This window comes from Candidatus Nitrosopumilus koreensis AR1, from assembly GCF_000299365.1.
Lineage (GTDB): Archaea > Thermoproteota > Nitrososphaeria > Nitrososphaerales > Nitrosopumilaceae > Nitrosopumilus > Nitrosopumilus koreensis.
This window is the reverse complement of the sequence record NC_018655.1, coordinates 151,373-165,144: the sequence shown is the minus strand read 5'-3', so window position 1 is coordinate 165,144 and position 13,772 is coordinate 151,373. Positions and strand designations below refer to the sequence as shown.

The 13,772-nt window shown below is 34.2% G+C and carries 18 protein-coding genes and 1 tRNA gene; 10 read left to right on the top strand and 9 right to left on the bottom strand.

Annotated features, from left to right (window positions below; genetic code table 11):
• The first annotated feature begins 2 nt into the window (after positions 1-2).
• The 4 genes from NKOR_RS00945 to NKOR_RS00930 are packed head-to-tail and all read left to right on the top strand — an operon-like array spanning position 3 to position 2,055.
• Positions 3-170, top strand: a complete 168-nt coding sequence (locus NKOR_RS00945; protein WP_014962495.1) for a 50S ribosomal protein L37e — start codon at positions 3-5, stop codon at positions 168-170.
• On the top strand, positions 171-1,145 hold the full coding sequence (locus tag NKOR_RS00940; RefSeq protein WP_014962494.1) for a hypothetical protein: 975 nt from the start codon (positions 171-173) through the stop codon (positions 1,143-1,145).
• The gene (gene rpiA, locus NKOR_RS00935; RefSeq protein WP_014962493.1) at positions 1,146-1,820 is read left to right on the top strand and encodes a ribose-5-phosphate isomerase RpiA; all 675 of its coding nucleotides are present in this window, start codon (positions 1,146-1,148) and stop codon (positions 1,818-1,820) included.
• A 37-nt stretch (positions 1,821-1,857) separates the two neighbouring features.
• Entirely contained in the window at positions 1,858-2,055 is a 198-nt protein-coding gene (locus tag NKOR_RS00930; RefSeq protein WP_014962492.1) for a hypothetical protein, read from the top strand.
• Between the two features lie 2 nt (positions 2,056-2,057).
• Here NKOR_RS00930 and amrS read toward each other — a convergent pair whose 3' ends face one another.
• Entirely contained in the window at positions 2,058-3,122 is a 1,065-nt protein-coding gene (amrS, locus tag NKOR_RS00925; protein WP_014962491.1) for an AmmeMemoRadiSam system radical SAM enzyme, read from the bottom strand.
• Between the two features lie 38 nt (positions 3,123-3,160).
• On the opposite strand from amrS, the gene NKOR_RS00920 reads away from it, so the two are divergent.
• Both NKOR_RS00920 and amrB read left to right on the top strand, forming a co-directional pair.
• The gene (locus tag NKOR_RS00920; RefSeq protein ID WP_014962490.1) at positions 3,161-3,778 is read left to right on the top strand and encodes a TIGR00296 family protein; all 618 of its coding nucleotides are present in this window, start codon (positions 3,161-3,163) and stop codon (positions 3,776-3,778) included.
• A gap of 20 nt (positions 3,779-3,798) precedes the next feature.
• Positions 3,799-4,626, top strand: coding sequence for an AmmeMemoRadiSam system protein B (amrB, locus tag NKOR_RS00915; RefSeq protein WP_014962489.1), 828 nt, complete (start codon positions 3,799-3,801; stop codon positions 4,624-4,626).
• Positions 4,627-4,633: 7 nt separating this feature from the next.
• On the opposite strand, the gene NKOR_RS00910 is transcribed toward amrB, so the two are convergent.
• Both NKOR_RS00910 and NKOR_RS00905 read right to left on the bottom strand, forming a co-directional pair.
• On the bottom strand, positions 4,634-5,533 hold the full coding sequence (locus NKOR_RS00910) for a hypothetical protein (protein WP_016939538.1): 900 nt from the start codon (positions 5,531-5,533) through the stop codon (positions 4,634-4,636).
• 45 nt (positions 5,534-5,578) lie between these two features.
• Positions 5,579-6,970 carry a dihydroorotase gene (locus NKOR_RS00905; RefSeq protein ID WP_014962487.1) on the bottom strand — a complete coding sequence of 464 codons (1,392 nt, stop codon included), beginning with the start codon at positions 6,968-6,970 and terminating at the stop codon, positions 5,579-5,581.
• 94 nt (positions 6,971-7,064) lie between these two features.
• Between NKOR_RS00905 and NKOR_RS00900 the strand changes: the two genes are divergently transcribed.
• Positions 7,065-7,328, top strand: coding sequence for a hypothetical protein (locus NKOR_RS00900; RefSeq protein ID WP_014962486.1), 264 nt, complete (start codon positions 7,065-7,067; stop codon positions 7,326-7,328).
• On the opposite strand, the gene NKOR_RS00895 is transcribed toward NKOR_RS00900, so the two are convergent.
• Positions 7,329-7,535 (bottom strand): hypothetical protein, encoded by a 207-nt coding sequence (locus tag NKOR_RS00895; RefSeq protein WP_014962485.1) that lies wholly within the window; start codon positions 7,533-7,535, stop codon positions 7,329-7,331. It abuts the gene before it with no gap.
• 402 nt (positions 7,536-7,937) lie between these two features.
• Between NKOR_RS00895 and NKOR_RS00890 the strand changes: the two genes are divergently transcribed.
• Positions 7,938-8,477, top strand: coding sequence for a zinc ribbon domain-containing protein (locus NKOR_RS00890; protein ID WP_014962484.1), 540 nt, complete (start codon positions 7,938-7,940; stop codon positions 8,475-8,477).
• Between the two features lie 14 nt (positions 8,478-8,491).
• On the opposite strand, the gene NKOR_RS00885 is transcribed toward NKOR_RS00890, so the two are convergent.
• The 3 genes from NKOR_RS00885 to trxA all read right to left on the bottom strand — a co-directional run bounded on the left by NKOR_RS00885 (position 8,492) and on the right by trxA (position 9,418).
• Positions 8,492-8,851: a zinc ribbon domain-containing protein gene (locus NKOR_RS00885; RefSeq protein ID WP_014962483.1), complete on the bottom strand. Its 360-nt coding sequence runs from the start codon at positions 8,849-8,851 to the stop codon at positions 8,492-8,494.
• 43 nt (positions 8,852-8,894) lie between these two features.
• Positions 8,895-8,966 (bottom strand) — tRNA-Ala (locus tag NKOR_RS00880).
• A 125-nt stretch (positions 8,967-9,091) separates the two neighbouring features.
• Positions 9,092-9,418, bottom strand: a complete 327-nt coding sequence (trxA, locus tag NKOR_RS00875; RefSeq protein WP_014962482.1) for a thioredoxin — start codon at positions 9,416-9,418, stop codon at positions 9,092-9,094.
• A 115-nt stretch (positions 9,419-9,533) separates the two neighbouring features.
• Between trxA and NKOR_RS00870 the strand changes: the two genes are divergently transcribed.
• Positions 9,534-10,277: a zinc-ribbon domain-containing protein gene (locus NKOR_RS00870; protein ID WP_014962481.1), complete on the top strand. Its 744-nt coding sequence runs from the start codon at positions 9,534-9,536 to the stop codon at positions 10,275-10,277.
• 40 nt (positions 10,278-10,317) lie between these two features.
• Positions 10,318-11,025, top strand: a complete 708-nt coding sequence (locus NKOR_RS00865; RefSeq protein ID WP_014962480.1) for a signal peptidase I — start codon at positions 10,318-10,320, stop codon at positions 11,023-11,025.
• 178 nt (positions 11,026-11,203) lie between these two features.
• On the opposite strand, the gene NKOR_RS00860 is transcribed toward NKOR_RS00865, so the two are convergent.
• On the bottom strand, positions 11,204-12,118 hold the full coding sequence (locus NKOR_RS00860) for a lysyl oxidase family protein (protein ID WP_014962479.1): 915 nt from the start codon (positions 12,116-12,118) through the stop codon (positions 11,204-11,206).
• A gap of 94 nt (positions 12,119-12,212) precedes the next feature.
• Positions 12,213-13,739, bottom strand: coding sequence for a 4-hydroxyphenylacetate 3-hydroxylase family protein (locus NKOR_RS00855; protein WP_014962478.1), 1,527 nt, complete (start codon positions 13,737-13,739; stop codon positions 12,213-12,215).
• Positions 13,740-13,772: the final 33 nt, after the last annotated feature.

Sequence of the window (13,772 nt, the reverse complement as noted above, 5' to 3'; positions counted from 1 at the left end):
ACATGGTGAAAGGTACAACTTCTATGGGTGGTTTTACAAAGAAAAAAGTACACATCAGATGTAGAAGATGTGGTAATAACTCACTTCACAAACGTCATCACCAATGCGCAAGTTGTGGATTCCCAGAGGCCAAAAGAAGAAAATATTCTTGGATTAAATGGTACACATAGATGCAAGAAATTGCTCTTATTCTTAGTTCATTAGCAGGCGTAGCTACAGCTGCGGCTGTACGAAAAATGCCAAGAGATAAAAATCAACTATTAAGTCTCGGTGCCAGTTCGCACATTAAAAGTCAAATTAATTCATTGAAAATTGAAAAAGACATACTAACAAAAACAATTTCAAGATTATATCAGTCTGATTCTGAATTTTCTAAAATTCAAAAGGATAAATTGTTATTAAAATATCAACATCAATTAGGCATTATTTTAGCAAAATTAGAAAAACTTGAACAAGCAAGTAAACATCCAGACTTGGGTCCTGTTGGAGACGGTTTAATCACACTAATGGATCAAAAGTTATCAAAATTAGATGATAGATTATACGAACTGTCATCAAAGATGTCAGTTCCAAAAGTTGAAACACCAAAAATAAAGGAACCAGAAGTTCAAAAAGAAACAAAGCAATCTACAAATTCATTTAAGAACACATTCAATTTTGATAAACCAAGAGAAACAAAAACAGAACCAGTAACAATTCCTGCAACAAGATCACGACAATCATTTGAACTAACCACTTTAACAAACATTTCAAGAAAAGAACCAAAATTCCCCTTATTTGGAAAAGAGGAAAAACAAATTCCAAAACCAATGCCACAGCCAAAAACAATTCAAACTGAATTAATCAAGCCAAAAGAAGAAATTGTTAAAGAAGTTATTCAACCAAAACCAAAAGTTGAAGATAAGATCGAGATTATTCAGGAAGTTACATCAAATCCTGAGCCCAAAGTAGAAACAAAACCAGATATCAATAAAGAAGTTGCCAAAATTACAGAACACAAAGCACTTCCAGAGCCAGAAATACAAAAACCAGAACCAACATCAGCAGATAACGATGATGTTGATGAGGACATTGATGATTTAGATAAAATCAAAGGTGACATCATGAAAGTTCTATCAAAGCTTGATCAAGCAGAGGTAGAGTAATTGTCTTATGATGATGCCATCACGGCATTATCAAGTAATGCATTAAAACTTGTAAAAGATGATTATGTGATTGGTTTAGGTAGCGGTAGAGCAGCTACTGCACTTGTAAAATCACTTGGGAAATTAATTAAATTAAAAAATTACAATATCAAAGGAGTTCCAACATCATTACAAATCAAACTTATTGCAGAAAAAGTTGGAATTCCATTGATAGAAGTTGATCAGATAAAACACATTGATATTGTGTTTGATGGTGCAGATCAAATTGATTCTCAAAAATTTGTAATCAAAGGTGGTGGAGGAGCTCTACTTAGAGAAAACATTTTGTTTAGTATTGCAAAGAAAGTTGTAGTGATGGCAGACAATACAAAATTTGTAAAAAACTTTACAAGAACCGTTCCAGTAGAGATACATCCACTGGCTAGAAATTCAGTAACAAACTCCATTAAAAAATTAGGTGGAAAAGCAAAACTACGTTCACTAGATAGGGGTTATCCTTTTTTTACAGAAAATGGGAATATCATCTTAGATTGTGACTTTGGAACAATAAAAAATCCAAAATCATTAACACAAAAAATCAAAGGAACCACAGGGGTCTTAGAGTCAGGGATTTTCATTAGAAAGCCAGATGTAATCTATAGAGCAAAAACTGGTGGAAAATTTGATGTTTTGTAAATGAAATTCTTAAATCTAAAAATCACGTATATTATGCGTGGCAACAAGCGAGGATCTCAGAAATGATATTCTAAAGGCTACAGAAGAACAGCAAAGACTAATGGAGTTAAGAAAGCCACTCCTAGGCTCAAAAGACAACGAAGATCAAATGAATGCTTTCCGTATAACTACTCAGATTATGAAATATGAGGATTTCATAAGAGATACTGAAAGGCAACTAAGAACCATGAAATAACATTAAGATACAAACTGGAAACGGTCTTCTTTGTATCCTTCTCTTAATTTTCCTTCTATTGGAATTTTATTTCCACAAAACTTGCAACAATTATTTTTGTCAAGACTCCATTCTCGTATACTAAACCCGTAACGGTTTACAACAATATTATTACATTCAGAACAATACGTATGCTCCCATTTATGACCAGGAACATTTCCTAGATACACATACTTTAGTCCAACATCTTTTGCGATTTTATAATGTTTTTCTAATGTTTCGACAGGGGTGCTTGGGTATTCCATCATCTTGTAATCTGGATGAAATCGTAGAAAATGAATTGGCATTTCTGGCCCAAACTCATCTAGAATAAATTTTGAGAGTTTTTTTGCATGTTCCAAATCATCTCCAACTTTTGGAACAATTAAATCTGTAATTTCAATGTGGATGTTAGTTCTATCCCTAATTTCTAACAAAGTATCAAAGATTGGTTGAGGATCAGGAACTCCAATAAATTTACGTGTAAACTCTTTTTCTGCACTTCCCTTAAAATCAACTGTTATTCCATCAAGAAATTGATTCATCATCGAAACAGATTGAGGAGTATCATATCCATTTGAAACAAATATGTTAAACAGTCCTTTTTTTCTTGCAGCAATTCCACAATCTTTTGCAAATTCTATAAAGATTGATGGTTCATTGTATGTATATGCAATTCCATGCGCACCATATTTTAGTGCAGTATCAACAACTTCATCAGGAGTCATATCAATTCCCTGAACTTCTCGTCGTTGACTGATATCAGAATTTTGACAGTATTTACAAAGCCAATTACATCCAGTTGTAGCAATAGAGTAGATTTTACTTCCAGGATAGTAGTGAATCAAAGGTTTTTTTTCAATAGGATCCACATGTCCAGAAACGACTTTCCCATATGCATAAAGATGTAGTTTTCCATTTTCATTTCCTCTAATCCCACATAAGCCGATTTGTCCATTACCAATTTCACAATATCGTGCACATGCTGTACATTTTACTTTGTCATTTGGTAGTTTTTCGTATAATTCAGCTTCTTTGCCAAGAATCATAGCACATTTTTTATGTTTATTTTACATATTTAACACGTATGACAAATTTTCAATTTTCAGATTCAGATGGAGTAGAATTAGTTAGGATGGCAAGAAAAGCTGTGACAGAATTTTTAAAAAATAATTCAAAAATTTCTGATTCAGAATTTAACTCAAAATTTGATTTTAGTTCAGGAGTGTTTGTTACACTAAACAAAGAAGACAATCTAAGAGGATGCATAGGTTATCCAACACCTATAAAGAAATTGTATGATGGGTTAATTGATGCCGCAATTTCAGCTGCAACAAGAGATCCGCGATTTACCCCAGTAGTCACGGATGAAATGGATAAAATAACATTTGAAGTAACTGTTCTTACTCATCCAGAAGAAATCAAAGTAAGAGATTATTCTGAATATTTATCACAGATCAAAGTTGGTAGAGACGGATTAATTGCAGAAAATGATTTTTCTTCAGGATTGTTATTGCCTCAAGTTCCTATTGAATATGGATGGAGTGAAGAGGAATTTTTAGAGTATACATGTCAAAAGGCAGGATTAAACAAAGATGCATGGAAAGACAAGTCAACAAAGATTTCAAAATTTCAAGGAATGATTTTCAAAGAAGAAGAACCTAATGGGAATATTATCAGAGAATCATCTAATGTTCTTTTATAAAATAATGTGTAAGATGTGTTATGATTAGAAAACCAGTTGTCGCAGGACAATTTTATCCTGAAACAAAAGATGAACTTGAAGAAATGATAGATTCCTGTCTTCAACATAAGTATGGGCCTGGCAATCAAATACAAAAAGATGAGAAAGTTTATGGGATAATCTGTCCCCATGCAGGCTATGTTTATTCTGGTCCCACCGCATGTCATTCCTACAAGGCAATTTCATCTAAAAATCCTGAACTTGTAATAATTATTGGACCAAATCACTTCGGAATTGGAAAAGATGTTGCAACAATGATTGACGCTCAATGGGAAACACCTCTAGGACTTGTAGAAGTGGATTCAGAAGCTGCACAAGAAATAGCAAACAATTCAAAATATATCGAAATTGATGAATTTTCTCATTCAAAAGATCATAGTCTAGAGGTTCAAATTCCAATGCTACAATCAACACTTTCTAATAAATTCAAGATTCTTCCAATAATTTTACGAGACCAAAGCTTAGAAATGGCAAAAGATGTAGGAAATGCAGTAGCTCAAATTGCCAAATCAAGAAATGCAATGATTATTGCCTCTTCTGATTTTACACATTATGAGGAAAATTCTTTTGCATATTCACAAGACAAAGCTTTGATTGAACCAATATTAGAAATGAATGTTGAAAAATTCTATAGTGTTTTAATGGAGAAAAAAATTACTGCATGCGGATATGGAGCAATGGCATCCACATTAATTGCTTGCAAAAAACTGGGTGCGACAAGAGGTGAGCTTCTAAGTTATACAACCAGTGGAGACATACAAGGTGATACAAGCAGCGTTGTAGGATATAGCGCAATCAAATTTGTTTAATTAGAAATTATTTAGAAGAATCAATATGGCGAATTGAATTCATAAAGTCTTCATGGTCTAGCATCAAATCTATCATTTGTTGTCTGATTTCTGTATCATCCATCATAAATCCCAGTATTGGCCCCATCATTTGTTCTGACATTTGTTTCATATGCTCCGGATTTTCAAGCATGAATTCATGCATGTCTTGAACCATTTTGTCATCAATCCACATATGATGTATTATGTTCATCATTCTATCAGAATTTGTAAAACTAGCATGAGACACATGTTGCATATTATGTTCATATTCAGGACACCAAGAACACATTCCAGAATGCATTCCTTGATTCATACCCGATCCCATTGTAGAGCCCATCATGGGTTCATGTACAGAAGCCATCCACATAGGATGATCTTTTAGAGATTGTTCCATTACAGGATGTTTTTTCATGTGTTCAATCATCTCTTGCCTTAATTCTGGATCAGATGTAATAGGCCCCATCATATTTTTCAAAAATTTTGGATTCTCTTTCATTTTTGAGATCCAATTTTTCATAGTATTTTTCATCATAGTAGGATCATTTTGCATCATTTCATGCCAATGATGCATTATTGAAGTATTAGATGCCATATTTGTCATCAAATCATTCATCATCATAGGACGGTCTTTTAGAATTTTAGAATCAAACATACCATATCCTCTATCAATTAATTTCAAATAGGCTGTAGATGAAACACATGCAGGAAAACCATTACTTTTTTGCAAAAGAATCAATCCATCTTTGCAAGTAATTTTGCTAATATCGTTGAATTGTGTCCATTGTCTATGTGGAGGGATGATTGATTCTGCAAATGAACTAGTTAACGGAACAAACAAAATTCCAAGAATCACTGAAAATGTAAAAAATAAAGATACGTATTGCATTTAAAAAAAATCTATTTTTTTCACATAAATATTATTCTAAGAATTTCAACCAATGGTTCTTTTTACAAGTTGGCCATATCCAAGTTTCCCAATCACTTCAAAGTCTTCAGCAATTAATTCTCCTCTCACAATTGTTTTAACAGGCCAACCTTTCAGATTTCTTCCCTCATAAACAATATAATCTGAAAATCCGCCAAACAGTTCAGAAGAAACTGTTTTCTCTTTTTTCAAGTCAATCATAGTAATATCAGCATCAGAATTTTTTTCAAGAGTGCCCTTTTGAGGAAACATTCCAAATATTTGTGCGGCATTTTGACTTGTGAATTTTACAAATTGTTCCAAAGTGATTCTATTCTGATTTACTCCGTCATTAAGTAATATTGGAAGTACAGTTCCAATTCCTGGAAATCCTGCTAATGCAGACCAAACATCATCTCCCCCCAACTTGAGTTTAAGTTGATTTGCAACATGATCTGTACCTATAGTGTTTATTTGATTGGTTGAAAGTGCATTCCATACTGCTTTTTGATCATTTTCGGTTCTTATAGGAGGCATTACTTTAGCAAGATATCCATCTTGTTTTTCATAAGACAATGTCAAGTAATGAGGGCATGTCTCGACAAAAATTTTGGTACCCAATTTTCTTTCTTCTTGAATTTGTTTAAGAGCTCGTTCAGAACCAATGTGAACAAAATAGATAACACAGTCATAATCACGTCCAAACTTTGATACTGTCTTGATTGCTTTTGCTTCAAATTCAGGAGAACGGCTTTCAGACCATGCAGATAATCCATCTTGTTTTTTCTCTCTAGCAGTTTTAATTCCGCACCCACAGGATTCATAGTCTTCTGCATGAACCAAAACAGGACAACCAAGAGACGCTGCAGTCTTTACCGTCTGCTCAACAATTTCATCAGTTACATTAACATTAGCTGCAACAAGCTCAGATGAATTAGGAGGCATATCCATGTAAACATGTCCAATTTCACCTCCAAGATTCATGTAAATTTTGAATGATGTGATACCTTTATCCACACAATAATTCATTTCGTTAATTTGTTGCTGATTAAATATAGATGCGTGTATTGCATAATCAACATAATGATTTTGAGATGCAGCATCCAACTGAGATTGTAATGAACTAGAAAATGGATCTTCCAATCTAAGCATTCTCATCATAGTTGTAACACCACCAATTGCAGCAGCATGAGATTCAGATTTTGCCGCCTCATTAATTGGAGAATATACACCATAGTGGACATGTGTGTCAATTGGGCCAGGAACAGAAATCAAACCGTTTCCGTTGATTTTGACATCACATGATGGAATGTCATTTGTCAGGCCAACAATTTTTCCTTCATCAATAATGATATTTTTATCCATCAAGCCTTGTGGGAGTATAACGTGTGAATCAACAATTACAGTATCATACGTCATCTGAAAATTTTATTGCCTGCAGTCTATTATGCGTTGAGATGGTCAATCTTTTCAAATATATTGATTCAAAAACCAGCTTATCACAATAATAGATATGACAGAAGATGTATGTGACTTTTGCAAAGGAGTGGGTTCTAGTGGTTCAAATGTATGTGTGTACTGTAACGGCACAGGAGAATGGAATCAAGCTGCACAAGCTTATGTAAAAAACCACATATGTCAATGTATTGTAATGGATAGAAAATTTTGCCCAGTTTGTAACAAACCATGCCATCATGATACATCATTAAATCCAAAACAAAAGATAGACCCGGGATATGGTGGAATGTCAGAAAAAGAAGTTACAGTGATGACATAATTATTGTGAAGAATCTATTTTCTCAACAAAGTGTTTTCCATCAATTGTTCTACATTGTCGTGGATGGGATTCCATAACAGGATTACCAGCAGACATACATTCTTCAAAACTGTTAATCACAGAATACTGTTTTTGAAAGGATTCAAAGATGGTGATTTTTTGGCATTTCACAGGGAGTCGTAATACAATTGAATGTTTCAAATTCATCTACTAATGGAACAAAGAATACAACAATAGAAGTTATTGAAACAATACAGACTATAGTTATCACTATATTTTTGATCATCAATATTGCTTTGAACAGCAGGACAAATATTGTTTATGATTAATTTTTAGAAGACAAAGTAGAATATTAAGAAATTACCAAAAAAGATTTAGTAAAAAGTGATTCTTTTTGACTCTGATTTTTTAACAAAGACTTGACAGTATAATATTCATTGAGTCAGAGACATCTCGCGGTGTTAGCTGGGGGCCCAAAAGCTCACATAAACTAGTTAATACATTACAGAGTCTCCATAGCAAAGGAGACTGCTTTTTTCTCTGAGAAAATCAATATTTAGTCAAGTTTAGATCCTAAAGTAATTAATATTCCAAAAACCGAAGCAGAGTATGTCATTTGGAGAAGTTGACACACTAAACATGTTATTTGACAAACTCCAAAGTTTGTTTGATGAATCACAGGGATACTATGAATCCTTTCTTGATACTAACAACATGTACAAGAAAGGTCAGATAAGTGACAAAGAGTTCTTCCAAAAATTAGGAGATTATACGGTAGCATATTCTGCATTAGAGTTTTTAGCAATCAAAGTAATTTTTGAACTAAAAAAATCAATGGGTTCAGGTTCTGGAAGTACACAATCACCCGGTTTAATGCCAGGTATGGGACAACCAGGAACAATGGCAGGAGGTATGCCAGGCAACATGCCACCAAGGGCAGGAACTGCACAGAATCCAGTAGGCGGAGGGCCGCCAGGAATTGTATCTGCACAAGAATCATTCAACAATGTCGGCACATTACCATCACCAGATCCATCACTTATGCCAAGACAAACTGCCCCACAAAATAATGGAAATGGGTGTTCTTCATGTGGTGCAGAACTAAGACCAAATGCAAAGTTCTGTACAAAGTGTGGAACTAAAGCATAAAATAAAAAATTAGTTTATTCTTGTGTTGTTCCACATTCAGGACAAAACTTTGCGGTTGCTGAAAGGCTAGTACCACATTCTGAACAAAACTTTCCATCAGTTTTTTGTTCAGTATAGGCATTTCCCATTAATCCAGAGCTCTTAACTGCTCCTGATGGTTCGTATTTTTCATCATCAATTAAAACAGGTTCAAAATCTTGCTCGGTTAAAAAGGTCATCATTCTTGGAATACCTTTTCCTTCATTGTTTGGATCTGGAACAGAATCTCCTAACCAAAATGCAAACCTCATAAGAGTTAGCTCTGGAGTTGAAAACGCCAAAGTGTGTTTTGACATGTATTCTTGTGCTGCTTTTTTGCCATCAAATACTTCCATGAAGATAATATTCGGTGTTTATGTATAATAGTTTCTGGAAAAGTGGACCGGGAGGGAATCGAACCCTCGACATCCTCGTTGCGAACGAGGCATTATACCCCTAAACCACCGGCCCCTAAACTACTCTCAGAAGTGTGCTTTTATTCATTTATCAAATTTTTCAAAAATAAACAAACAATAGAAATTGTAAGTTTTTAGAAAATTATAGTATGAAAAAATAAGAAAAACGTGTTTTGAAATTTATGCTAATGCCCTATCAATCATATTTTTGTATGATTCTTTAGAAGCAGCACCTACTTGCTGGCTAACTATCTCACCTTTGTTAAGGAGAATCAAGGTTGGAATACTAAAAACATTGTATTTTGATGCTAATTCATTAGCCTCATCAACATTAACCTTGACAAATTTTACTTTGCCATCATAGTCAGCTGCCAGTTCTTCAACTACCGGGCCCACCATTCTACACGGACCACACCATTCAGCCCAAAAGTCTACAAATACAGGGATGTCAGAATTTATCACATCAACTTCCCAAGACTTTGCATCAGAAATTTGCGTTATTCCCATTGTATTGTTGATTTGTTATTCGTACCTAAAAATGTTCACCAGAATTAACACCATATTTTTGGTAGGAAAATTAATTCTGATATATACTTAAATGACGTTTTGGTAAAACCCAGATATGAGTTCAGAACTTAGAATAAAAAAATTAAGAGGTTCTGGGGGCTATGTAATGGCCCGTGTAACAGATGAACAACAAATGAAAGGGAATCTGGGAGGTCCAGATTTGTTTTTGGCACCAATTGGTAGATTAGATGCAGATAAAATTTCTAAACATTTTTGCAATACTTGTGAAAAAGAATTTGAGGGAGCACCAAAAATTGAATTTGAAAATCCAAATGAAGAAGTTGCAGAGAATTTGATTCTTGCAGAAAGAGGTCAATACATTTGCAATACATGTGAATCATCAATTGCAGAATACCGAGAATTCAACAAACAAGATGAATCAGGAGATGTAGGAAATGCAAAACCATTAGAGCCACAAACAGAAAGAGCACCACAAGTTGAAACATCACAACAAATTGAACAACCTAAGACGCAACCTACACAGGAAACATCTACCCAACCGGGTCCTGCAACATCAGTAAGTTCAATTGAAGGCAGAGCAGTATATGATGAAAATGCTAACAAAATCGGGATTGCAAAACAGGTTGGAATTGATTCAACACAATCAATGGTTCTAGTAATTACTCAAAATGATGGAACTGAAGGCAGTATCCCATGGAAAAATATCAAAAAAGTGGGTGAAGTCATCTTATTAGGAAATCCAGAAGAGAGTGCCCCACCAGGTAAATGCTCAAAGTGTGGATTTTCAAATAAAGAAGGTTCAAAATTCTGCGAAGAATGTGGAACGTCGCTGCAATAACCAGTAAATTTAATCAATGATATAATAGGCGATTATGTAATTGGCAAAAAAGTCTATTTCAAAAGGAATTATCAAAGATGTTGTTATTGTTGCAGTAGGTGTTTTAGTAATTTGGATTGGATTACAAGTTGCATTTGGAACACAAAACCCATTTTATGTGGTTGCAAGTGGAAGTATGATTCCTGTTTTAGAAGTTTATGATGTGTTAATTGTTCAAGGGCATGAACCATTTGAAGAAATCGAGGTAGGGGACATTATTGTGTTTAATCGACCTTCTGATCACAATAGAGTGATTGTACATAGAGTTGCATCTATCTTAGATGATGATCCTAAAACAATCCGAACAAAAGGAGATGCAAACCCAGCATCAATACCCGGAACAGACTTTCCAATTACTGAAGAAGAATACATTGGAAAAGTAGCATATATTCTTCCACAAGTAGGATACATCACACAATTACTAAAACCACCCATCAATTATGTCATTATTGCAATTGTTATTGGAATAATGGTTGTCAAACAAATAGCAAAAAGAAAAAAGGAAAAAGAATTATCATTTACAGATCCTTTAGATTCAGAAAACCCAGATACGATTGAAGAATTATCAGATATTGATAAGATTGAAGAAGACATAGAGTATTCTGAACCTACAGAACTAAAGGAAACAAAAGAAAATGAAGAATCATCTGAAACTGAATCAAACGAATCTACAAAATCAGATGGAAAATCAGAAGAATATAAAAAATAGATTTTTCTAAATTTCAGGCAAACAGGTTCACATTATGCCAAAAATAGCATGAGATCGTCCTGTTTGCTTGGTAATATAATTACGTAAAAATTACTAAAAAAGGATCCTGAGAAATCATAAGTTTCAAAAGAATAGAATTGTTTATGAACATGGGTTTTTGATTAAAAAAGAAAAAAAATTAGTTGTTTTTGTTGATTTCGCCACATATGCCAGGTGTAGAACCATCACCTTGACATTCAGGAGCAAATCCTTCGATTTCAACAATCTTTCTGTTACCATTTCCATCATCCGTTAGATCAAATTTCATCCATGATTCATCGTTTGATACATCTGCATCAACAAATGCATTTGCAGGATTCCATTTGTGTACTAGGAAGTAAGTTCCATTTGGAAGATCAGTAATGTTGATTTCGTTTCCTTCGACAGATTGATGATATTGATCAGCCCAACCTGGTGCGATTCCTTGTAAACCTACTTCACAATCCCAATAGACTCTTTGGGAAGTTGGAGAGTTATCACCATTGTATTTGTATACATCAGCAATACAAAATCCAACTTTAACAGCGGCAACATCATCTCCATTAACATTCTTAGCTATTTCACCAGGGACACCGTTATCATCAGATCGGATCGAGAATTCTCCGATGTCACTAATGTGCCAATGGTTATGAGTTTCATGGAAAATAAACTCACTAACAGTTGTACTCCAAATTTTTTGTGAAGGAATTGCAAAATTACCTGCATCATCATATAGATTTTGGAATGCATCTTGTGTAGTACCTTCAACAGCATCTGAATCTGGGAAAACTGGTTCAAATTCTAATGCACCTACACCAACATTGTTCCATGTATTTGTAAATCTCAAAAATTCATTTTGTTGTTGATTATGAATATTAAGATGTTTAGGAACACCAGGTGAGATATCTGGAAGTAATGCATCAGAAGGAATTGATGTGGAACCACCATTTCCATTTCCATTACCTCCAGGAGCTGCTGCAACATCCAAAAGCATTGGAGTTGTAAACATGAATCCTATTGCTAATAGAACCGGAATGAGTGTTGTTTTACGAAAGATTTTCTTTGTATATGTCATTGGTTACTATGAAAATATGTGATTAATATATGATCTCAAATAAAATGTTCAAACAAAAAAAGTGTCACAACAAAATGTTACAGTTAATTTTTATTTAAAGAACAGAATCCTTTGTTTTGAAAACTCGTTTAAAGTATTCTGAAGATTCTTTAGGTTCTTCAACATCATTTGTGATTCCTGCTAGATTCTTTGCAAGATTCTTTTTGTACCCTACTTGCATTTGTCTTTGAATTTGAATTCTCTGTGCTTGTGGAGAGCCTGCACCATGCATTGATTCAGTGAGATATCCAACAGCATTTCTGCCCAAAGTCATATTTTCAATTAATCTTAAAATTCTCATTCTATTTTCAACATCAACACCTTTTCTGCCAGCAAGATATTTTTTGAGTAATGGTCCGGCTTCTGGATGCCTGAAGTCTTTTTCAGATGGAAGAGTAACTACCAACCCACCTGCAATATCTTGTGCAAGTCTACTGATTTCATATGGGAATCGTGTGACATTATGTTTGCAAACTTGTGCAAGCATATCATCATTAAGATAAACTCCAGACTTCATCTTATGTCCTTGATGAGAAGATGCAATACCAGCAGCAAATATTGTTTCATTGAGATGAGTCATTTCAATAATCTTGTCTTTAATGTGTGAGACTTTAGGAATACCATTATAATCTGCAATGGTAGCTGCAGCTCCAATTAGAACATCACCAAGACCTGTTTTGCATACATAACTACGTCTATGATAACAAGTAAAACGTTCTACAAGCATTGATGCAAACTCATATTCCCCATGCATGAATATTTTATCCCATGGAATGAATACTCGATCTAATATGATTAATGCTTCTTGACCACCAAATTTTGCATTACCATCATCAATGTCACCTTCTTCCATACTTCGAGTATCACAAGATTGCCTGCCGTAAATGTAAGTGACTCCTTTTGCATCTGCAGGGATTGCACCTACAATTGCCCAATCTTTATCAGCTTCAGTAAGTCTAATAGTTGGCATTAAAATTATCCAGTGGGAATTTATGCATCCAGTTTGATGTGCTTTGGCCCCAGAAACGTAAACTCCTTTTTCATCAGTATCAACAATACGTGTAAACAGATCAGGATCATCTTGTTCTGATGGTCCTTTACTTCTATCTCCCTTAGGATCAGTCATGGCACCACCAATTACAAGATTTTCTTTTTGAACCATTTTTACAAATTCTAAAAATCTTTTATGGTAATCAGTTCCATGTTTTTCATCAATTTCAAAAGTTGTAGAGTGTAAAGAGTTCAGGGCATCCATTCCAACACATCTTTGGAAACAGGTACCAGTATTTTGACCAAGTTTTCTTTGCATTTTATTTTGTAAAACTAAATCTTCAGCGCTTTCTGCAATATGTAAAAATCGATTTACTTTAAGTCCAGTAATTGATGAGTCAGCAGAAGCTAGTGCTTCTTCACGTACTGCAAGATCATAAGTTTCTGCAACTGCATTAATTGAGGGTCTGATCATAGGATGATCCACTGGTTCTTTAACTAGTTCACCAAAAAGGTAAACTTTGAGATCTCGGCCTCTAAGGCTTTCAATATAATCATCACCAGTTCTAATTGTCTTTAAGACATTAGCCATGTAACAATAATCAGTTTCATGTTGTATAAATAT